16 protein-coding genes are annotated in these 21552 nt (G+C 50.1%); all 16 read right to left on the bottom strand.

What is annotated here, in order from left to right; genetic code table 11:
* Positions 1–4 precede the first annotated feature (4 nt).
* Positions 5–712: a glycosyltransferase family 2 protein gene (locus HPY27_RS22705; RefSeq protein WP_174226029.1), complete on the bottom strand. Its 708-nt coding sequence runs from the start codon at positions 710–712 to the stop codon at positions 5–7.
* Positions 713–758: 46 nt separating this feature from the next.
* Complete coding sequence (locus HPY27_RS22700) at positions 759–2267, bottom strand: glycosyltransferase (protein WP_254612967.1); 1509 nt, start codon at positions 2265–2267, stop codon at positions 759–761.
* Positions 2267–2464, bottom strand: coding sequence for a hypothetical protein (locus tag HPY27_RS22695; protein ID WP_144612861.1), 198 nt, complete (start codon positions 2462–2464; stop codon positions 2267–2269). Before HPY27_RS22695 ends, HPY27_RS22700 begins: the two co-directional genes overlap by 1 nt.
* 14 nt (positions 2465–2478) lie before the next feature.
* Positions 2479–2853, bottom strand: coding sequence for a hypothetical protein (locus HPY27_RS22690; protein WP_017252184.1), 375 nt, complete (start codon positions 2851–2853; stop codon positions 2479–2481).
* Between the two features lie 226 nt (positions 2854–3079).
* On the bottom strand, positions 3080–4048 hold the full coding sequence (locus HPY27_RS22685) for an aromatic acid exporter family protein (protein WP_371813490.1): 969 nt from the start codon (positions 4046–4048) through the stop codon (positions 3080–3082).
* A gap of 118 nt (positions 4049–4166) precedes the next feature.
* Positions 4167–5840: a YcdB/YcdC domain-containing protein gene (locus HPY27_RS22680; protein WP_371814357.1), complete on the bottom strand. Its 1674-nt coding sequence runs from the start codon at positions 5838–5840 to the stop codon at positions 4167–4169.
* A 121-nt stretch (positions 5841–5961) separates the two neighbouring features.
* A complete protein-coding gene (gene hemQ / locus HPY27_RS22675; RefSeq protein ID WP_017252188.1) occupies positions 5962–6714 on the bottom strand; it encodes a hydrogen peroxide-dependent heme synthase in 753 nt (250 codons plus the stop codon).
* A 121-nt stretch (positions 6715–6835) separates the two neighbouring features.
* Positions 6836–7600 (bottom strand): glucosamine-6-phosphate deaminase, encoded by a 765-nt coding sequence (gene nagB, locus HPY27_RS22670; protein ID WP_174226028.1) that lies wholly within the window; start codon positions 7598–7600, stop codon positions 6836–6838.
* A gap of 38 nt (positions 7601–7638) precedes the next feature.
* Positions 7639–8532, bottom strand: a complete 894-nt coding sequence (locus HPY27_RS22665) for a MurR/RpiR family transcriptional regulator (protein ID WP_017252190.1) — start codon at positions 8530–8532, stop codon at positions 7639–7641.
* Between the two features lie 145 nt (positions 8533–8677).
* Positions 8678–15232 (bottom strand): carboxypeptidase regulatory-like domain-containing protein, encoded by a 6555-nt coding sequence (locus HPY27_RS22660; protein WP_174226027.1) that lies wholly within the window; start codon positions 15230–15232, stop codon positions 8678–8680.
* Positions 15233–15391: 159 nt separating this feature from the next.
* Positions 15392–15757 (bottom strand): YisL family protein, encoded by a 366-nt coding sequence (locus HPY27_RS22655; RefSeq protein WP_174226026.1) that lies wholly within the window; start codon positions 15755–15757, stop codon positions 15392–15394.
* A 153-nt stretch (positions 15758–15910) separates the two neighbouring features.
* On the bottom strand, positions 15911–16915 hold the full coding sequence (locus HPY27_RS22650) for a proline racemase family protein (protein ID WP_174226025.1): 1005 nt from the start codon (positions 16913–16915) through the stop codon (positions 15911–15913).
* Between the two features lie 42 nt (positions 16916–16957).
* On the bottom strand, positions 16958–18397 hold the full coding sequence (locus HPY27_RS22645) for an aldehyde dehydrogenase family protein (protein WP_174226024.1): 1440 nt from the start codon (positions 18395–18397) through the stop codon (positions 16958–16960).
* A 13-nt stretch (positions 18398–18410) separates the two neighbouring features.
* Positions 18411–19295, bottom strand: coding sequence for a dihydrodipicolinate synthase family protein (locus HPY27_RS22640; RefSeq protein ID WP_106834258.1), 885 nt, complete (start codon positions 19293–19295; stop codon positions 18411–18413).
* A 33-nt stretch (positions 19296–19328) separates the two neighbouring features.
* Positions 19329–20354, bottom strand: a complete 1026-nt coding sequence (locus tag HPY27_RS22635) for a 4-hydroxyproline epimerase (protein ID WP_174226023.1) — start codon at positions 20352–20354, stop codon at positions 19329–19331.
* Positions 20351–21544: an NAD(P)/FAD-dependent oxidoreductase gene (locus tag HPY27_RS22630; RefSeq protein ID WP_174226022.1), complete on the bottom strand. Its 1194-nt coding sequence runs from the start codon at positions 21542–21544 to the stop codon at positions 20351–20353. The genes HPY27_RS22635 and HPY27_RS22630 overlap by 4 nt, the downstream gene beginning before the upstream one ends.
* Positions 21545–21552 lie beyond the last annotated feature (8 nt).

Here is a 21552-nt window from a genome sequence, read left to right as displayed (position 1 = left end):
ATTTTCACACCCCCTTTTTCCGATAATAGTGCGCCGAACGCTGCTCAGCGTGGATTCGGTAATAGTACAATGCTTCTGCGATATTGTTGACGTCTGCTCTCGCATTCAAGGCTTTGGCGATAAATTCGTAGTCTTCTGCACCGTCGATCCGACGAGTCGGGCCACCAACCTGATCAAACAAGCGCCCCCGAAACATGCAGGTACCGTGACAGACACAGTGTCCGCCTTTCCCATATACCTTTCGAATGTCATCGCCGTACTTGATCCAAGTAGCAAGCTCCTTTTTTTCCGGGTGATCGGACGAAAAGGCGTAATAATTCGTACCGACCAAATCAATCTGGGAATGACTTTTTAAATACTCAACCTGCCGCGAAAGGCGCAGGACATGAGAGAAATCATCCGAGTCCTGATTCGCAATGAACTCACCTCGGCTCATGTAGTGCCCGAAGTTGATGGCACCCGCAAAGCCAACATTGCGAGGGAGCGCATGAATCAGTACCTGATTGTCTCCCGGAAAAAACCTTTCATTTTGTTCCAGCCACTCTCTGGCGACTTCTACCGATTGATCCGTCGAAGCATCATCAATCAGGACAATTTCCCAATTCTCATAGGTTTGCTGAAGAATGCTGTCCAGACACTCTCGTATATAAGCAGCTCTGTTGAAATTCGTAATAACGACACTAACGAGACCCTCTATTCGCTGTTTTGCCAATTTCATTCCCTCCTTCCAGTCTTCTTGATTTCACAACGCATCCTCGCTACCGTCCTTTCACCAGAAACTGCAAGGCTTCCACGTGGTCACCCGCAATCTGTTCAACGGCTGGGGGCATTCCGGAGCTGGCGAAGTGTTTTTCTGGCCGGAGTCGGTTGGAGGAGAAGCTGTTCACCTGATGAACCAATTCCATCTTTACACCTGCCTGTGCGTATACTGCTTGTGCTTTAGGCGGGCAAAGCAGTATGGGCCACCCGAGCGGAGCAACCGCCTCCCTGCGTAAGGCAAAGGGGACGGTCACCATAGACCCGATCCCTAAATCTTTACGATTCAAAGCCAAGTTGAGAGCTTGGCGACAAGCCACAAAAACGTTGTCAGCGCAAGGCTGATTCAAAAAAGCAGAAACATCATTCAACGCAACATCCACGCCGCGCTGGCATGCGAGTACAAATGGATACAAATCATGCGCGGTCATGATCACATCCGCATCGACAAACAGCAGGATGTCGCCTTTTGCCAGACTTGCCCCAATCGCCCGTCCTGTGTCTACTCCCAATGCATATGGGAACTCTACGGTCGTCGCTCCGCATTCACGGGCAAGCTGTGCTGTTTGATCATCCGAGCCATTGACGACCACTATAATTTCAACTGGCTCCAGCCGAAGAACTTCACGGATCACCTGCTGAATTGTCGCTGCTTCGTTAAGGGCTGGAATGATCACGGATACCGTTTTCCCGCTGTACAGACTTGTTTGTCGTAAGGGACATTTCCCTACCTGCCTAACAGGTATCCCACTGTTTGTACCGCTCACATTCTCTGCTAGATCTCTTCGCCTGCCTCCATCGGACAATCCACCACGAAAAGGAAGATGTGAGACAAGATCAAGCTGTTCGGCAATCACCAGCTTTTCATACAAAGAGAGCTCTTTAAGCAACGAACCGTGGAGCTGAGGCAAAAACAACCTTTCTTCCGTCCCCGTTCCTATGATTTGCGCGGTAATAGACAGCCCGCCCACAACTGCCCGCTTGTGGGCTTGTGCAGGCTGTGCCAACTGTTCCACTCCGATTTTGGAAAGTGCCTCTCTGGTCATCGCGTGAGGTGTGTCCAGCAAGGAAGCTTCACGCAGATCAGAGCGACCGAAGAGGTTATTTACCAGCAAGGAAAAACTGTGGATGGGCTGTGGTTTTATCAACTTTCTGTTCCGAGAATCATGCTGGGGCAAAACGACCTGTGCCTTTCCATATAAAATCGGGAACAAGAAGCGCTGCAATCCAGACAGAGAATCGATTTGCTCTTCGCCGAGAAAAAGCAGGACACTCCCTCTCGCATGCTTCGCAGCCTCTCTCCTCCATGAAAACAGATTCTCAGCATCCTCTGCAGGAACGACGCGAATACCAGAGCCATGCTCCAGGGTCCTTTTCGAAATCACAATGATCTCCAGAGGTGCAAGCTGCTTACATACGGCAATCAGCTTTGGCAGATGAGCTGTCCCATGCATGGCAGGAATGAGAATGGAGAGGGGCGCTTGGCCCCTTCTCCCTTGCCGACCCACCATTAGACGACACGCACATACGTGATGCGGTCCAGTTGAAATACGACTGTTTGACCACCGCCATAGCCTGGCTCACTTGCTGCACGCACGGTTAATGTCGAATTGGTCACGCCGAGCAACTCACCGGAAACCACATCGAATCCAGTTACAACTTGTACACTATCGCCTATAAACGTTCTCAATTTCTGTACATAGTTCATTTGTCTTCTCCTCCTTACACCTCTTGAACAGAGTTAATTTGCGCGAAACGAATCAGCACACGAGTACCGCCTGACTCTATGATTTCAGCATAGTCCCGACCAACCTCATCCAGGACGCCTGTGACACTCCCTGCATCTGTTCCCAGCTCAACGGTTTCATGCAAATAACGCAGCAGCACTTTTCGAAAAGAATCACGTCGCAAATCACTGTGGTTTTCTTGCAGAAATGCGGCGAACTCATCTGCATACAGCTCTTTGCGAAGCGAACTGCGAATGGCTTCTTCCTTGTCATTTGCGTGTCCTTCGTCTGTCCGTTCTTTTCCCCAGACGAGACGCCGCAGCCCTTGAAAATACTCTTTCAACTCTTTTTCATTCACAATTAATTTCATCTGGTCACTCTCATCTCCTTGATCCTACTCTTTTGATTTATTTTTCGCCGCTTGTACACGGTATACAAGTAAGTTCAAAAGCGTACTAGGACAACGGTGCAATTTTTTGATTTTAATGAAAAGTTCACGAAATTTTTATCGAAAAACAAAAAAAAGACTGCGAACATATTCGCAGCCCCTCCCTCGATATTCTACAATTCTTTCATAGTTACGCACTACTGCTTGTCTAACTCTTTGCCGTCTGAGCCTTTTCGTCCCTGTTTTTGCCTAGCTCATGCTTGATGAACAAATAGCTCTCAATCTCTCGAAGAAGATAGAACAGCGAGGCACGCGTCTCAAATTCCTCTCGCGTTCGCGGCAAATCTGCTGCCTTGATCTCCTCTTGCATCACGCGCAGTTGATCGATAAAGCGGTAGGCGGTATTGCCCGGGTGCACCGAGGCGCTGATTCGCTCGAGAAAATCTGCGATCCGATGGCTCTCTGTTACCTGATGATCCAAGGAAGAGACGATCGGCATCATGCGTTCCAATAACTCGAACTGCTTTTGTCGCATCACAAAATACTCGTAGTACGAATCATTGCGGCGGCCCAATCGATTGCCAACATCTCGCGAGGCTAAACGAATCGCTGTTTCCAATACCCCTGTTGTTTCAATCAATTCTTTCCCGTCCCAATCACTTTCTCCGTGACGCAAGTAATAGCAGAACTCCCGCAAGATTTTGCTGAACAGCTTCTCCACCTTTACTTGCATCCCTTTTAGCTCTTTATCGAGGCTCGGCATGTACAGATTGACCAATAAGGCTACACCCACACCGATGACGAGCAAAGCGACCTCGTTCAGCAGTAGCATCCCGTCAATTCTCTTGGAAGAATACAGATGCATGAGTACAACCATACTGTTGACGAAGCCTTCCTGAATGCCAAATCGCACTGCGAGCGGCAAGAAAAGCAAAATGAAAAGGAGAATGGCAAGCGGCGTATAGCCCATAAGGGAAAACAGGCAAACCCCAATTCCCAGCCCCAATAAACTAGCTAGAATCCGATTCCACGCTGTCTGAAACGATTGCTTGACTGTTACTTGGATACACAAGATCGTAATGATCCCCGCAGAAGAAGCATACATCAAGCCTAGCTGCTGGGCGATCAGAATCGAGACAGCCGTTCCAATGGCTGTTTTTAACGTACGATAACCAATTTTAAACTTGAGAAAGCCCAGTCTTGTTCCCCTCCGCTGTCAAAAATACTTTGCTGTTTCATCTCACTATACTGTATCAAAAAGTACCAGGGAACCAAAGACAAGCTTTCGTTAATTTTCAAAGGCGTCTATTCCTCTTGCGCTCCTCTGCAAAACTGTGCCACTTGCCATCTGCTGTGACGATCCCTTTCTCTCCCACATAACGATAGACGAGGAGTGGTTGTTCGAGCATTTTATCTCTTCCATAGCTCCCATCTACTTTTGGATGAAAGTAAGTGAGCATGAGCTTCTTGTTCTCTTTCACGACTTTTTTCGCCGTATTCAGATCGATACCATCTTTATTTTTGGGAGAAAGAGATGAATCACCCCAAGGTACATCGTTATACTCAGAGTTATACAGATCCACTGCTTCCCCTGACTCAGCGTCAACATCGACTTGAAAGATAGTATTATATACCGGTATGCCGTTTATGAGATAGCCAAATTCGATTTCATACGGTTCATCGTTTTCCCAGATTTCTTTGATCCTTTTCTCTCGCGGAACGTAATCGACCGCATAAATTTTTCCTAACTGATCGGAGTAGAATGTTTGTACGAGTTTTCGCGCACTCTCTTGTGCTTGTTCCCAGGTAATGCCCTTTTCTATTTTCTTGCTCTCTTCGTTGAACCTGATTTTTGCATTCACACTGTAATGGACTAAATTTCCAAGGACGTCAATCGCTATTATTACAGTATCTGACTTTTCACCATCCCCTGGTTGCGAAATAAACTCGAAAAACCAGCTCATTTCATCAGATCCTGAGTTTGATTCAGTGATCCTGCCATTCGAACGGTATGTACCAGGGAGCTTTTTGAGCTGTTGCTCTGCTATTTTTTGCGCCTCTTCTTTCGTAATGAGCTTTCGTTCTATTGGGGTTGGAGGAACGGTTTTCCCTAAAGGCTGTATCTTCCTTTCTTTAGCAACCTGTCCATACGAATCGAGCATCTTTCCTGTGATGGCATCGACAAACTGCGGGTCGATTCTCTGGAATTCATTCACGAGCTGATATGATTCAGATTCCTTACGAAAGCTGGACGCCATATTCTTGTACAAAAATGTTGGAGTCGCCCCTTCATCCCATTTCTTCTCAGCTTCCGCTATCTCTATGACTTTCGAAGCATCTGGTAGTTTCCCCTCTGTCCAGCGCCGCTCAAAATAGATCACTTCCCCATCATAGCCCACTATCAGTCGAAACCCATTTTCCAGAAAAGGAATCCCGTTTTCGATACGAGTAAAGTTGACATCTATCCCCGGTTTATCACGCGTATGGAAAATATCCGAATCAGGATATTCATTGGGCTTGGATAAACGGCTCCGTTCTTCTTCTGTCGCTACTTGCTTAAGAAATTGAGTCGCCACTTGGAACGCCTGATCTTCTGTAAGCTTCTTTTGATTTGTATCCAATTCCCGTTCTTCTCCACGATACTCATATACCCATATTTCCCCTGATATTGCATCCTGTTGAACACCAAAATTTCTACCATTTTCCTTACTCCAGCTGGTATACCATATTGAATTTCCCCATAACATTTCAATGCCGTCCACGAATTCGGCACTTAGCAGCTTGTACTCACCAAGATTCTTCAACTGTTTCTGGGCAAGCGCGATTGCCTCTTCCTCCGAAAGTGTCTTCTCGGCTGCATGTACGACTGGAGCCAAACTTCCAGCCGCTCCTGTAGCGAACACAGTCGTCATCAAAATGGACAATGTCACGCCGAGTGAAAGTCCCCACGATGAAGTACGTTTTAACACAAATCAACCTCTCCTCTCCAATTCCAAACAGCCTAATTTTACCATTTTTGAAAAACAAAGGCTCACATAAAAAAATCCGCCAATGCGAAGATCTCGCACAGCGGATTTTTTGGGATGTTGATTATACTTCCAGCTTTTTCGCCAATGTTTCTACGTTCAATACGTTTCCTACGAGGAAGTTGCCGAATTCACCGAAGCGCGCACTCACTTCATCAAAGCGCATTTCGTAGACGATATGCTTGAATTCCAGCGGATCGTTGGCAAAGAGGGTAACGCCCCACTCCCAATCGTCGAAACCAACGGAGCCACCGATGATTTGCTTCACGCGACCTGCGTAGGAGCGACCGATCAAGCCGTGGGAGCGCATCATTTCTTGGCGCTCCTGCATGGAGAGCATGTACCAGTTGTCTTGCAGATCACGCTTTTTGTTCATTGGATAGAAGCAGATGTGCTCCCATTTTGGCAGGATCGGATAGAGGCGGTCGCGCACGTGCGGATTCGCTTTTGGATCTTCACCTGGGTTATGTACATAGTTGCTCAGCTCTACTACGGATACATACGAATAAGGAGCTTCTGTATAGGCAGCAAAGCGGGTTTTGTTGAACGCTGTTTTGATCTCATCGAGTTCTTGCATGGTTGGACGCAGGAACATGAACACGAGGTCTGCTTTGTGTCCGAGGATGGAGTAGACAGCCGTGCTGCCTTGGTTCTCTCCCTCATTCGCTTCCCATGTGCGGATCAATGTATTCAGCTCGTCCAACGCTTCTTGGCGTTCTGCTGCGGACGCTGCTTTCCACTTTTCCCAATTGATGGTGCGGAAATTATGATACGTATACCAACCTTCTAATGTAAGCAACGCTTCGTTTGCGCTCATTCTAAATCAGCTCCTTTGAAAAATCTGGTGACCTTCTTGCAACATTCCCAGTATAGCATAAGGAACAAGTGCGTATTCGGAACAGATTGGTGAACAAGAAAAATGAAAACCAAGCGGCGCATTAGCTGCCGCTTGGTTTCGTTCCTGCCAGTACGGAGGTTGTCAGCTTACTCGCTGCTCCGTGATCCACAATGACCGTTACATTCGGATGCAGTTGCAATAAGGAAGCTGGTACATCTGCCGTAGGCTCACCCTCCAGCATCAATCGCACTGCCTCTGCCTTTGCCTCTCCACTTGCGAGAAGTACAACTTTTTTAGTGCCAAGAATCGTCTTGATCCCCATGGAAACTGCCTGAGTCGGAACCTGGTCCACACTATCAAAATAGCGGGCATTTGCTTCAATCGTACTCTCAGTGAGCTGGACCACGCGTGTCAATGATTCCGCAGAGGAGCCAGGCTCGTTGAAGCCAATATGGCCGTTATTGCCGATCCCCAGCACCTGGATGTCGATCCCGCCTGCCAAACGAATCGCTTCCTCATAGCGTGCACACTCTGCCAAAAGATCTGTCGTATTCCCAGCTGGCACATGTGTTTTCTCCGCAGGAATATTGATGTGATTGAACAAGTTTTCTTGCATATACGAGCGATAGCTTTGCGGATGAGTCGAGGAAAGTCCGACGTATTCGTCCAGATTAAAGCTGCTCGCTTGCGAAAAATCGATGCTCTCTGCTTGCGACAGCTTGATCAGCTCACGGTACATCCCTACTGGTGTGCCTCCGGTTGCAAGGCCAAAGACGGTCTTCGGATTTGCTTTTACTTCGCTTACGAGCATTTCAGCAGCTTTTCTGCTGAGCTCCGCGTAATCTTTCACGATCACGAGCTTCATTTCCAACCACTCCTATCCAATATAAGTTCAGAATGCTTTTAGTATTTTCTCTCCAGTACAGCCTTCGCTGTTCTCTCTTTATATAAAAGGGCCTTTTCCTTGTTGCGCATTGTTATTGTGGTACTAATAACATCCAGTACATGCAGCTGTGCAATTTTTGCTGCGAGAGAGCCTCCCTGCAACGGACCTTCTTGCGCTGCGGTCAGAAGCGTAATGTCCGCTACATTCGTAATCGGTGAACGTCGATAGTGCGTCAGGCAAATGCAAGTTGCGCCTGCCTGCTTGGCGACTTTCAATGAATCAATGGTGTCTTTCGTACTGCCGGATACAGACAAGCCGATCGCGACATCCCCCGGTCCCAGAGTCGCTGCAGCCATCGCTTGCAGATGTGATTCATTAAAAGCGTCCACTCGAAGCCCGATCCGCAAGAACGTGTACTTGGCATCCTGTGCTGTTACCGCTGACGTACCTACTCCGTAAAAATGGATCGTGTTTGCTTTTTGCAAAAGGTCTACACAGCGCTCCAGCTGTTCGATCTGAAACAAAGCTGAGGTATCCCCAATCGCCTGTTGATTGGTTGCGGTTACTTTGTGCGTGATGATATCCAGTGAATCGTCTTCTCCTACTTCGCCATGCAAGTTTTTGACTGGATTAACCAATTCTTGCGCCAATGCCAGCTTGAATTCCTGATAGCCATGGAAGCCTATTTTCCTGCAAAATCGCAAAACGGTCGTCTCACCTACTCCCGCCTTTTCGGCAAGGTCAATCACCGATGAATAAATCACGCTATCTGTCTGCTGTAGGACGATGTGGGCAACCTTTTGCTCCGATTTCGTAAAGGAGGGAAGGAGACTCTGAATATGCAAAAGCGTATTTGTCTTCGTGATGGTAGCTGTCAATGGAGGGGACAGCTCCTCCTGCTGTTTCACCATATGGCTCGCTCCCCCTTGAATTAAAGTCAGGATTTTCTCAGTTGTTTTTACCCAAAACAAAATAGCTGTATTTCTACAGCTATTATATCAAAAAAGGAGTTATCCGCCATATTAATTATTTTTAGTGGAGTAATTCTCTAAAATATCAAAATGGGGTAAACAAAATGGTCGGACATGCTGCGACTCGCAAAGATCCGCTCATTGCTGCTGGAAGCAGCACCAGATCGAGCGTCACGATTTCCCCTGCACCTAGCGTCACTGTCCCTCTCGCTTCTCCACTCCCCATCGCATTGGCAACAACCAAGTAGGTGCCAGGATCAAGATCAGTCACCTTATACCTGCCAAAGCTGTCTGTTTGGACCACCACCGTCTTTCTGATTGGTTGATTCACCGTTTGCACATACACGGTCGCTCCAGCAACTGGCAAACCTGTTAAACCGGATCGAACCGTTCCTTGTATCGTACCCGTTTGAGAAAGGCGGATGATGATAAAGGTTGTTTGGTTCGGCAAAACGACCGCTTGTGCCTGACCGGTACCAATGCCCGGGATGGTCCCGATAACGGTATACGTCCCCGGAGCGACATTGACAAAATGGAAGGTTCCATCCGGCTCAGCCAGAATATTTTGCAGGCGAATCTGAGCTGAGTTGAATAGCGATAATTGAATATTGTTTCCGCTAGCTTGGGTTCCGTCCGGCAAGAGAACAATCCCGGATATCGTTCCCACGATTGGCAATAGCTCGACTGTCGCTACGGTCGTCTGTCCACCTGCGACCGTAACTGTACTGTAATGTGTACCGAAGCCATCTGCGCTTGCGATGACATTGTACACGCCAGCTGTCAAGCCATTCACCTGGAATTGCCCACTCTGATTCGTAACGGTGTTGGCAACAAACAAGCCGTTAGAAAATAGCTGAATTGCAACAGCTGCCCCTGTAATCGGGAGTCCCGTCAACTGATTGGTCACCTGTCCGAAGATGCTCCCTGGTAGAGGAGACATCGTCAGAATGACTCCGCCAAGTGTTTGTCCAGCAGTCACGGTGATACTCTGCGTTGCCGCTGCGTAGTTGTCTTCACTTGCGCTTATGAAATACGTTCCTGGCGGCAGATTGCCAACAGCGAAGTTGCCCAGGTTATCCGTAATCGCACTGCCGAACAATGTCCCGTGAGAATCCTTCACTTGTATCAATGCATTCGGAACAACTCCTCCACCAGCACCCTGTACCTGACCTGTTACAGCAGCTGGAAAAGGGGGCAGCCCCACTTCAATCGTAGTGGTCTGTCCGGAAAAGATCGTCGCACCAACAGGCTGGGTGGTGTAGTTTTGAGCGCTAATCGCAAGTGTATAGGTTAAGGGGGCCAAGCCGTCGATTTTAAACTGACCGAGACCGTCCGTAATCGTCCGAGACAACAAGTTGTTTGTGCCAGGGAAAAAGATCAAAACTTCCGCCCCTACCAGTGGCGTACCATCAAGTGCATCCCTGACAGTGCCCTGCAAAACACCAGGATTCGGGTCCAGTGGGATATTGACTGTAGCAGTACCCCCAGGCGCTACATCAAAGGAGACACTCTCCCTCTGATAGCTTTCGTTCCTTGCCAAAATGGTGTAATTTCCAGCCACAAATCCATCAATGAAGTAAATTCCCTGAGCGTCTGTCTGGGTAGAAAAGAGAATCGTGTTATTGTTGCCCAGCAAGCGGACGAGCGTATTCGGCAAAGGCGTGCTGAGAATGGCGTCACTAATTTCTCCTGTAACACTTGCAGGCAGATTCGGCAGAGAAAAATCAAGACCGGTAGTCTCTCCCAATCCGACCATAGCTGTTGAAGCCTCAGCAGCGAATCCCGTAGCACTTGCGATCAGTGTATAGCTCCCCGGGGAAAGTCCACTCACCATATACTGACCTTGCGCATTCGTCAGGACAATAGCCAGAATCGTTCCAGACGGACTTCCCTGTCGAACAGTAATGACCGCACCGGCAATCGGCAAGGCCGTACCTTCCTCTCGCACTGTACCAGCTATCCCACCGGGCAACTCGTTTAACGCAAAGCTTAATACAGACGCAACGCCTGCTTGTATCTGTGCGCCAGCCACATCGCTTGCATATCCAGTTGCATTGACATTGACGGTGTACCCTCCAGGAGCCAGCCTATCAAGTGAAAAGTTACCCGTTGCATCAGTCAATACGGAGCCCACAGCGGCACGGGTGCTGTCGAAGACGATTACCTTTGCACCAATGATCGGCAAGCCCGTCTCCAGATCAGTCACAACACCGGATAAACTGCCGGGATTGGGAACTAATTGCTGCTGAAAGTTGGTGGTTATGCCCCCTTGCAAAATAACCGCCTGCGAGACAGATACAAAATTCAGCGCAGAAACGGTTACATTTACGACACCCGGCGGAAGCTTCTCTGCCAAAAAATTGCCTTGATCATCTGTCAATAATTGAGCAAGCACAACGCCATGGCCATCCGTAATGAGCACGGTGCTTCCCGGAATCCCGAATCCCGTCATCTGATTGGTCACCACACCCGAGATAGCCGCAGGCAAGTCAGGTAACGTGACGGTCGTTGAAGTTGCCGTATTGGCCGTCACGATCACGCCGATACTTCCTACGGCATAGCCAGGCGCTGACGCGATAACGGTGTAAACACCGGGAGCGACACTCCCAATGAAAAATACACCCGATTCATTCGCGAGCAAGCTCTGTATGACGGCTTGATTGCTATCCATCAGCTTGACGTTGATTTCGCTTCCCATAACAGGTACACCCAAGCTGTTTATGACACTTCCCACGATGGACCCAGGCATTGGCAAGAGCGCCACACTCGCCCCCGTCGTTTCTCCACTGACTACATTGGCCCCTACTGATTGATCAGCATAGCTAGGCGCGCTTACCGTGACGGTATAAGCACCCGGCAACAGATGTTGAATCAAATAGCTACCCGTCTGGTCGGTACTTGCTGTAGCCACTACATTTCCGTTACTGATGGAACGAATCAGTACAACGGCGCCTGCAATGATTATCGCGGGATTCGTCGCATCCGTCACCTGTCCACTAATCCCGCCTGCATTTGCCTCAAGGGTAAAGTCTACTCCGATCTTATTTTCACCGGGTCCAAGTGTAACACCAACCGAGCCTGTAACATATGCAGGGGCACTTGCCACCACGACAAATGATCCAGCAGGCAGGTTGCCAATTGTATAGGCCCCGTTTGAATCCGTATAGCCAAAGCCAATTGTCGTCTCATTCAAATCCAGTATACGGACAACGGCATTGACAATCGGCTGCATCCCCGTGTCTAGCACGGTTCCAGAAATACTGGCCGGATTCAGGGTAAGCGCAAAGGAAACGTTGGCCGTCTGCCCAGGCTGTACGATCGCCCCAACAGATTGCACAGCGTAGCCAGGAGCGGTAGCTGTAAGAATATAAGAACCTGGTGCGACTCCTGAAAATGAAAAAGCCCCATTCCCATCTGCGACGACTGTACCAATCAACAGATTATTGATATCAAACAATTGAATGATGGTTCCCGGTACGACAGGTGCTACTGTCCCGCTAATAAAACCGAAATCCTGATTGAGCTGAAGCTGGACAGGAGTAGTTGTATTCGCGAGCACAACGGCTCCGACATGATTGGTTTGAAAGCCATCCGCTAAAGCCCTGATGACGTATTGACCTGCTGCCAAGCCCGTGATAACAAAGCTTCCTTGACTATCGCTGTATACCGAATGCACGACGGAGCCATTGAAATCGAGTGCATTTACTTGTGCACCGGCAATCGGCTGCAACGTCCCTGCAGCGAGCACCTGTCCTTGGATCTCACCCGGACTCGCAAACAACGACAAGCTGACAGGCGTATTCGTATTCGCAAGTACAGTGGCGGAAGCACTGTTCGTTTCATAATTGGTTGCACGTGCGGTAATCGTGTAAACTCCGGGTGCAAGCCCTGTGATCACGTAATTTCCAGACAGATCGCTATTTGCATGGGCGATGATTGCCCCAGCTTGGTTCAACACACTAACCTCTATCGAAGCACCTGTGATCGGTAGACCCGACGTAGCATCGAAAATCGAACCTGAAATGCTTCCCGGCAAATCTGCCAGCTGTACATTCACCGTTGTTGTCGTCAACGAGGTGACGACTGCCCCTGTGATCACTGTCGTTTTATCTGGAGCAGATACGATGACAACATACGCCTGCGGTAGCAAATTAGGTACCACATACTGTCCGTTCCCATCAGTCAATACCGTAGCGACAACAGCACCTGCTGCCGTATTTTCCCTAATGATGACAGTGGCACCTTGAATCGGCTGACTGCCGCTGTCGACCACCTGTCCTGCAATTGATCCCGGAGAAGCTTGCAGGACAAAAGCAAGGGAAGCTATTTCCTGAGGCAGCACAGTTGCCCCCAACACAACAGTGGAATAACCAGAAGCCGACGCGGTTACGGTATACGTGCTTGGGGCCAAGTGCGGGAAGGAAAAGGTGCCAGCGCTGTCGGTAATGGCCTGCGCCACAGGAACAATTCCCTTCATTACAATGACAGTGGCATTACCAAGCGGATTGCTCCCTGTATCCGAGACAGTCCCATTCAATACCCCTGCCAGCTTTTCCAATTGGAGGTCAACCGTTGTAGTAGCTCCAGCAATGATTCCTATCCCAACCGTTTGGCCCGCATACCCCTCTGCAGCAGCCGCAAGGACATAGGTTTCGGGACCTAGTAAAGATAAGGAGTAGTCTCCATTCACGTCGGTTAATGTCTCTCCTACAACAATTCCCGAACGAGTTACCACCTTGATGCTCGCATTTGGGATTTCCTCACCCGTTTGCGCATCGGAAATGGTTCCACTTACCGTTCCAAATGCAGTCGTCAAAGAAAAATCAAGGACTTTGGCATCGCCCGCTTGCAGACTGATTCCAGCTAATTGTGTGGAAAAGCCTGCGGCACTGACACGGATTTGATAAACACCCTCTGCGAGCTTGGTCAGCAGATACGTGCCAGCTCCATTTGTTGTCGTTTCCGTCAGCGTAATACCTGTCTGGTTCAGCACTTCCACCAATGCCCCGGCAATTGGTATGCCACCCGGACCTGTCACCAGACCGGATAGCTGGGCAACGGATGTCTGGAGCACTACATTTTGTGTAGTCGTCTGGGCTCGAATGACATTGATTGCGACTGTTGCTGGCTGGAATGTATCCGCACTGACTGCAAGGGTATAGGCACCCGGCACGACATTGGTAAACGAATAGGTCCCCCCTCCCCCTGTCACTGTCTGGTTTACGGTCACGCCTGTCGTATTAATGAGCTTTACCACTGCCCCTGATATGGGTGCCAATCCGGTATTTGTTATCGTCCCATTCACCTGACCTGGACTCGGAGGAAGCAGAATGTCTGATCTTGTGGTTTGCCCTGCTAAAACGCTCACGAACTGAATTTTGGGGTCATAAGTCGGCGCGGTCACCGACACAGAATACAGACCAGGAGCCAATCCAGTAAACGAATAGGCACCATCTGTGTCCGTTGTCGTCGTTCCGATTAGTACGGGAATCGAATCATACAGCTCGACATGCGCACCTGCCACAGGCAAGTTCGTGGACTGGTCAAGCACTACGCCAGCAACACTTCCAGCCAAGTTAACCGTGATGACAATATTATCCTGAACAGGAGAAAGCATCCCGCCAGAAAAGCTATCTACGCCCGTGACTGTCGCTGTGTTTAATCGCCGTGTTCCGCCTGGAGAGACCGCGAAAACCCCATTGACCGTAAATGACAAGCTGGCAGTAGAACCAGCGGCCAAATTGCCGATCGTCCAGCTGAGCACCTTCGTGAGGGGATTATAGATGACAGAGCCGATACTTGTTGTATTTACTGTAAAAGCCGTTACCTGATCCAGCTCATTCAAATCGTTGACAACGACTGTCGTTGCCTGGCTCTTCCCCGTATTGGTAACACTGATCGATCCCGTCCATTGCGATAGTTGTCCTGTGGTAACGACTGCCGGTCCTGCTGTTAGCTGCTTGTCGATTGCGAGACTGGCCCGTACGTCTCCCGTCGCTATGGTAGTCGTATTGCTCAAGGAATTGACAAAGCTAAAACCTTCACTGGTCCGCAGAGAGTCCTTGTTGTAATTGTTGTCATTGGTAGAGGTAAAGGGCAGGAATTGAAGGGAAGTAAGGGAGGTAACACCGATCGTAGAAAAAAAAGTAGCAGCTGGCATGACGAGATCAATGAAGTAATCAGGATTGCCGCTGAAATTAGAGCCGTCATTCGTCAGCCGCACACGAGCTGTGTCAAAATTGATAATCGGCGCTTGCCAGTTCGGCGCTCCACTGCCGTTTGTGCCCTCTGCCTGATCCGTCCACGAGTTGAATTCAACAATCGTGTTTTGAATCAACGCAATACGATTACGCAAGCCTTGCACGCCCAACATCCATTGGTATGTGCCAGCCACTCCGGTTGTATTGATTAAATATCCCCAAGCAAAATTTTGAAACCCTGTTTTCTGCGAATTTCTTGGATCTTCGTTGACTCTCATCCGAAAGTAAAGATTCGTTCCATCATACGCCAAAAAGACAACGGGAAACGTAGAGTTTCCTACCATGTCGGCAGAGCCGGGACTTTCATCGTTTGGGACGTCTCCGAATGGACTTCCCCCGAGCATAAACGGGATGAATTGACTGTCAGAAGGATAGGCCATTTTTCCTCACCTCTCCCCTCTAACATATGTGCATAGAGTAATATGGCCCCCGCTCTCCCTTTGCTAATTGGCTTGTCCGTGCCCGTCCCAACAAAAAAAGGGCCTTCGCCCGCAATTATTTCTTGCGAGGAAACCCTTTTCCTTCCCGTATTGCCTATCTTACATAAATACGCGATAGCCAAGCAGAATAACCAGCACCAAAACGACAATACAGCCGATGAAGAAGCCGATGCTGCCTTCTTGTCGCTTTGCTTTGCCCAGAGACATTTCCATCAAACCAAAGGCGATAACCGCGATGATGCCCTTCATGTAGAAATAGAAATCTGTTGCGTGACCCACGAAAAGCATCCAAGCTCCCGATACAAGAATGATGACCATCATGAGTCTGAGCAGCATATGTACGATCTTGCCTGCTTTTGCTTTACCCACGCGATACAGGATGTAGGCAACGATCAATAGCATGAATGCGACTTCCCAGCTACCCACATGCGCTTCAATTAACGCTTTGTACGGCAAAAAATTCAACCCCTTTACTCCTAAATTCAATCTTGTCCATTATACCAGAAGAAGGGGAAAAATGCTGATGTCCCAATGCGTGGCAGTATTGTGACCAGGCATTTTGGGGAATGAAGAAGAGGCTGCCTGTGATCGGCAACCTCTTTTTTCTAGCAAACGATCCTATCGCAGTAAAAATCCGTCTTTCAGCGGGTCCGTAGGGTCAACGACAAATTGATGCAGACCTGTGATGAACGCCGTTCCTTCTATGCTCGGAATGACAGCCGGATAGCTCCCCACTTGTGTGGTGGCTACCACCTTGCCGATAAACTGGCTCCCGACAATTCCTTCATGGACAAACGATTCTCCAGCGGACAGCTTGCCTCGCGCATGCAAAGTGGCTACGCGAGCCGCAGTACCTGTACCGCATGGTGAGCGATCGATCTGTTTATCGGCGAAAATCGTCACGTTGCGCAGGTCTGATCCTTCCACTCTCGGCTTATCCGAGATAATCACCCCGTAAATTCCTTTAAGCTCAGGTTCCAACGGATGAACAACCTCCATTTTCGCCTCGATTTGTTCCTTGATTCGTTTGCCCCACTCTTGCAGCTCGGCCAATTGCTCAATTTCTACCTGAACCCCGATATCCTCCGCCTGTACTACTGCATAGAAGGCTCCGCCAAAAGAAATGTCCACTGAAAAGGTACGTCCTTCCCACTCAACAGGAACGTCTTGTGCCAAAACAAAAGAGGGGACATTTTCAAACGAGACGGAATGGACCAGCGATTCTTCCGCGTTAGCATGTGCAATGATTCTTCCTGCTGGACTGTCAATCACAATACGCTCTATTGGATCTTCCAGCCGAAGGATTCCAGTCTCAATGGCAGCCGTCACAACCGCAATGATTCCATGTCCGCACATGGTACTGTAGCCCTCGTTATGCATGAACAGCACTCCAAATGCCGCATCTGGACTGACAGCCTCTGTCATGACACAACCGTACATCCCATGATGCCCGCGCGGCTCATACATAAGGATCCGCCGGATATAGTCCAGCTCCTCCCGAAAATAGCGGCGCTTCTCTAGAATCGTTTTGCCCGCGAGCGGTGGGATGCCGCCTGTTATGATGCGCAGTGGCTCCCCTCCGGTATGGGCCTCGATTGTCGTAAACAACTGATTGATGTGCATAACATCCTCACCTTTTTATGCGATTGGCGAAAAGCTCGATGATCACCACGCGTATTTGATCGCGCATGTTTTCGTCGTACTGTAGAAATCAAGCGCCGCCTGACCCTGCTCCCGTGTATGTGAGCTGGACAGCTTCATGCCGCCAAATGGAGCCTGGTATTCCACACCTGCCGTCTCCTGATTGACCCGAACCATTCCCGCCTGCGCCACATCCAAGAAGCGATGGGCACTCGCCAAATCTCGGGTGAACAGCGAAGCGCTTAGTCCGTATACAGACTGGTTGCACAGCTCCACTGCCTCGTCAAAACCGTCTGCTGTCAAAAGCACAGCCAATGGTCCGAACACTTCCTCTTGAACGAGGCGATGATTGGCAGCGACACCCTCGACAATTTGGGGACGGATGTAATAGCCTTGCTCCTCTTTTGCATATGATGGGCTTTGGGCAATGACTGTTGCTGCATCTTTAGCCAATGCGATGTATTGCCCAACCGTCTCATACTGTGCAGCCGAGGCAACTGGCCCCAAATACGCTTCCAGATCGCTGGCATCTCCCACCCGGCACGTCTCCATAGCCGATTGCAATCGCTCGACCAGTGGCTGATAGATCGCTTTTTCTACAATGATCCTGCTGGTAGCCGTACATTTTTGACCAGCCGATCGAAACGCGCCACTGAGCAAAATCGGAATCGTTTTATCCAGGTCAGCATCAGCCAAAACGACTGCCGCATTTTTTCCGCCCATCTCGGTTTGATACTTGATATTGCGACCCGCGCACGCGATGGCAATCTGTCTGCCTGTTCCAGATGAGCCTGTAAAGCTGACTGCATCGACTTCAGCTTCATTCGTGAGTGTATTGCCGATCTCTCGGCCCTTGCCAATCACCAGATTCAACACACCCGCTGGCAGCTTTGTTTCCGCAAATATTTCAGCTAGTCGTGTCGCTGTGAGCGAACCATTTTCCGCTGGCTTCCAGATGACTGTATTCCCGCAAATGAGTGCTGGGGCGATCTTCCAGATGGGGATCGCAACGGGGAAGTTCCATGGTGTGATGACCGCCACGACTCCGAGCGGGATACGACGGCTGTATTGCAGAACGTTCGTATCTGAAGAAGGAATCAGGTTGCCGTTGGAACGCATCCCTTCTCCGGCATAATAGCGCAACAGACTGACCCCGCGCGCCACTTCTCCGCGCATCTCGCCAAGCTGCTTGCCCATTTCCCGGCTTGCCAGCTGTGCCAAGCTGTCAGCATTTACCTCCAGTGCGGCAGCCATTTGAAAAAGGATTTCGCCACGAGCCGCCCCCGTTTGTTTTGCCCAGCCGATCTGTGCCGCACGAGCTGCCTGTTCAGCGGCAAAAACATGTGACCGATCAGACAGGTGCAGGACGCCGACTTCTTCTGTGATACGCGATGGGTTCTTGACCGTTAGTTCCTTCCCTGACGGCGTCATCCATTCGCCGCCAATCCAGTTTTTGCTATGCATTCTGCCCGTCCCCCTATCGTCCACTTGCAGCGCCGACAGCGTAGTCAAACGCCTTTTTAATGCCCGCGTAGTATTCTTCAGACAGCGGCAGACGCGGCGGACGAGTCGGTCCTACTGGGAAGTCTGCCAGCTCCATCATGTATTTGATCGACTGTACCAATTGTGGACTCGCGTCGTAGTGGAACAACGGCAACAATCGACGATAAAGCGCCTGTGCCTCGGCGAGCTTGCCTGCCCGTGCCAGACGGAACAGCTCCACGCCTTCTTTTGGCAGTGCATTCGGTACACCTGAGATCCAGCCTGTCGCCCCGATCAAGCCACCCTCCATGACGAGATCGTCTACACCGACCATAACTTCCAAATCCGTCAGGGCAAGAATGTCCTGCATGCGGCGTACGTCTCCGGAGAATTCCTTCACCGCGACGATATTTTCAAACTTCGCCAGTCTTGCCAAAATGTCCGGTGTCAGGTCGATTTTGTAATCGTGAGGATTGTTGTAGGCAATAATCGGCAGTCCGACTGTGTTCAGTGCCTCATAGTGGGCAAACACTTCATTTTCCAATGGCTTGTAGTTAATCGGAGGCAAGGCCATTACACCTGCTGCCCCCGCATCCTTGGAGAATTGCACCCATTCCACTGCTTGACGGGTAGACGGGGCAGCAGAGCCTACAACCACCGGTACTCGACCTTTTGCGGCAGCGATCACGGTATGAATGACTTTTGCCCGCTCTTCTCCTGTCATTGTCGCGTATTCTCCCAGCGAACCGGACGGAACCAGTCCGTCTACGCCCTCCTGAATCAACCAGTCACACAATTCCGTCAAGCGTTTGTAATCCACCTCATAGTCGCTTGTAAACGGTGTGACAATCGCCACGTACACTCCTTCAAATCTTGCCATTTTTCATTCTCCTCTCACATTTGGGTTTGTGTTTTAATGATCAGTTGCGGCTGGTATGAGCAAAAAGCCATTCGCTAGCTCATCTTCCGGATTGTAAAAAATCGTATGCTTGCCCATCAGCCAGGCCGAGCCTGCAATTCGGGTGATGACAGCAGGCAGCTCCCCTTCCTCCGTCACCTGTAGCACTCTTCCTGTAAACAGAGAACCGACGATGCTCTCATGCACAAACAGTTCGTCTATCCCGATCTCCCCTTTGGCAAACAGAGTCGCCAGCTTGGCGGAAGTGCCCGTTCCACATGGCGATCGGTCGATTCCGCCCGGCGGTACGACGACGGTATTTTTCACATCAGCTCCCGGATTGTCAGGGGCCGTATAGAACTCCACATGGGTCAGTCCGCGAATAAACGGCTTCTCTGGATGAACGATCTCCATGGCCTGATTAATCGCTTTTCGAATCGTGACAGCCGTATCGACAATGATGGATGCATGGGCTGGCGTCAGTTCGAGATTGAGCTTGCGTGCATCTGTGATGGCATAAAAGTTTCCACCGTATGCAATATCGCAGGTCACCGCTCCAATCCCTTCTACATCTACCGTCACATCTTGCTGATAGAGGAAGGCTGGGATGTTCACAAACGATACTTCCTTGGCTTTTCCTCCCTCTACCTGTATGTCTACCTCGACCAGTCCTGCTGGCGTATCGAGCGTAAGCTTTGTCACCGGCTCAGTCACGGGGATCATGCCTGTCTCCACCAGCGCGGTGCATAGACCGATCGTATCGTGGCCGCACATCGGCAAGTATCCGCCTGTCTCGATATAGATCACTCCCACATCCGCATCCGGATGGCATGGGTCAACAATCAAGGCACCCGACATCACATCATGCCCGCGCGGCTCATACATCAAAAACGTGCGAATCCAGTCATACTCGTCCTTCATCTGCAGCATTTTTTCTCCCATCGTGGCCCCAGTAAGCTTTGGTAGGCCACTGATTACCGTGCGGGTAGGGTTTCCCCCGGTATGCGTGTCAATGGTGGTAAACACCCTCGTTGCTTTCATGGATGCAACACTCCTTTTTTCGTAAACCGTTCCAAGCGCAGCGGCTCTGTCGGAATAATGGTGTCTGTCTGATCGACTAGCATCTCGGACACTAGCTTGCCTGTGACGGCAGCCAGACTGATTCCATCTCCTTCATGACCAGCCGCGATAAAGTAACCAGGAACTTCTTCTACGCGAGAAATAATCGGCAAGTGGTCCGCTGTCCACGGGCGCAAACCGCAATACGTGCGGATGATGGCGAAGTCGGCAATCTTCGGATAAAAGCGCAGTGCTCTTCTCGCCATGCACCTGACGACATTCAGATCAATCCGCGAATCGAAGCCTACAAACTGACGACTGGAGCCAATCAAGAAGTTCTGGCTTTCTGTCGGTTCAAATACGAGCGCGACTCCATACTTCTCTGTCTCCTCGTCTACTTGTCGCACTCCTCCAAACTTCGAGATGAGGTAGCCGAACTCCATCACCTTTCGCACACCGACAGGCATCTGTCTCGAGGCGACGATCAAATGCCCTTTGCGCGGAACGATCGGAATATCTACCCCGACCATGTTGCCAATGACTGGCGCCCATACTCCCGCGGCGTTGACGACCTGCTTGGCTGTCATGCTGCCTGTACCAAGCCCGATGTGAAACGTCCCCGTCGCCTGATCACGTCTGAGAGACTTGACCTCTGTACGGCGCATAATCTTCGCTCCATACTTTTTCGCTCCTTCAAACAGGGCAAAGGTCAGCATGTACGGATTGACGGTAGAATCGGTGGCGCATTCCAAGCCTCCCAGCAAGTCGTCGGCAAAGTAAGGCGACTCCTGCCGAATATCCGATCGGTCCAGCATCCGAAATGGCAGTCCGACTTCCTTTTGCCGTCTCACCCATTCATGAGCGGCTTCCATCTCTGCCTCTGATTCGCAGACGAGAATGCTTCCCGGCGCCCGATATTCAAACGTATGGTCCAGCTCTCGGCTCAGCTGATCAACGAGCATCTGGCTTTTCAGGGACATCTGACTGTCAAAGCCGGGGTCCTTGTCGATCGCTAAAATATTCCCGTCACAGCGTGAGGACGTCCCTGATGCCAACTCGCCTTTTTCCAGGACAACGACATCCAATCCAGCCTTCGCAGCGTAATACGCAATCGCCGCACCGATTATGCCACCGCCGATTACCGCAATCTGCGCATGGGTTTGTACTGTCATGCTGATTC

Origin of the sequence: Brevibacillus sp. HB1.1, assembly GCF_013332445.1 — a bacterium.
GTDB lineage: Bacteria > Bacillota > Bacilli > Brevibacillales > Brevibacillaceae > Brevibacillus > Brevibacillus porteri.
The sequence above is the reverse complement of the archived record's forward strand: the minus strand, read 5'-3'. Positions and strand labels throughout refer to the sequence as shown.

Excerpts from the sequence above, each read along its gene's own strand:
- HPY27_RS22635 (WP_174226023.1), bottom strand. The coding sequence starts at position 20,354 with ATGAAAGCAACGAGGGTGTTTACCACCATTGACACGCATACCGGGGGA.
- HPY27_RS22630 (WP_174226022.1), bottom strand. The coding sequence starts at position 21,544 with ATGACAGTACAAACCCATGCGCAGATTGCGGTAATCGGCGGTGGCATA.
- HPY27_RS22650 (WP_174226025.1), bottom strand. The coding sequence starts at position 16,915 with ATGCACATCAATCAGTTGTTTACGACAATCGAGGCCCATACCGGAGGG.
- HPY27_RS22695 (WP_144612861.1), bottom strand. The coding sequence starts at position 2,464 with ATGAACTATGTACAGAAATTGAGAACGTTTATAGGCGATAGTGTACAA.
- nagB (WP_174226028.1), bottom strand. The coding sequence starts at position 7,600 with ATGAAGCTCGTGATCGTGAAAGATTACGCGGAGCTCAGCAGAAAAGCT.
- HPY27_RS22700 (WP_254612967.1), bottom strand. The coding sequence starts at position 2,267 with ATGGTGGGTCGGCAAGGGAGAAGGGGCCAAGCGCCCCTCTCCATTCTC.
- HPY27_RS22660 (WP_174226027.1), bottom strand. The coding sequence starts at position 15,232 with ATGGCCTATCCTTCTGACAGTCAATTCATCCCGTTTATGCTCGGGGGA.
- HPY27_RS22640 (WP_106834258.1), bottom strand. The coding sequence starts at position 19,295 with ATGGCAAGATTTGAAGGAGTGTACGTGGCGATTGTCACACCGTTTACA.
- HPY27_RS22665 (WP_017252190.1), bottom strand. The coding sequence starts at position 8,532 with ATGGTGAAACAGCAGGAGGAGCTGTCCCCTCCATTGACAGCTACCATC.
- HPY27_RS22645 (WP_174226024.1), bottom strand. The coding sequence starts at position 18,397 with ATGCATAGCAAAAACTGGATTGGCGGCGAATGGATGACGCCGTCAGGG.
- HPY27_RS22690 (WP_017252184.1), bottom strand. The coding sequence starts at position 2,853 with ATGAAATTAATTGTGAATGAAAAAGAGTTGAAAGAGTATTTTCAAGGG.
- hemQ (WP_017252188.1), bottom strand. The coding sequence starts at position 6,714 with ATGAGCGCAAACGAAGCGTTGCTTACATTAGAAGGTTGGTATACGTAT.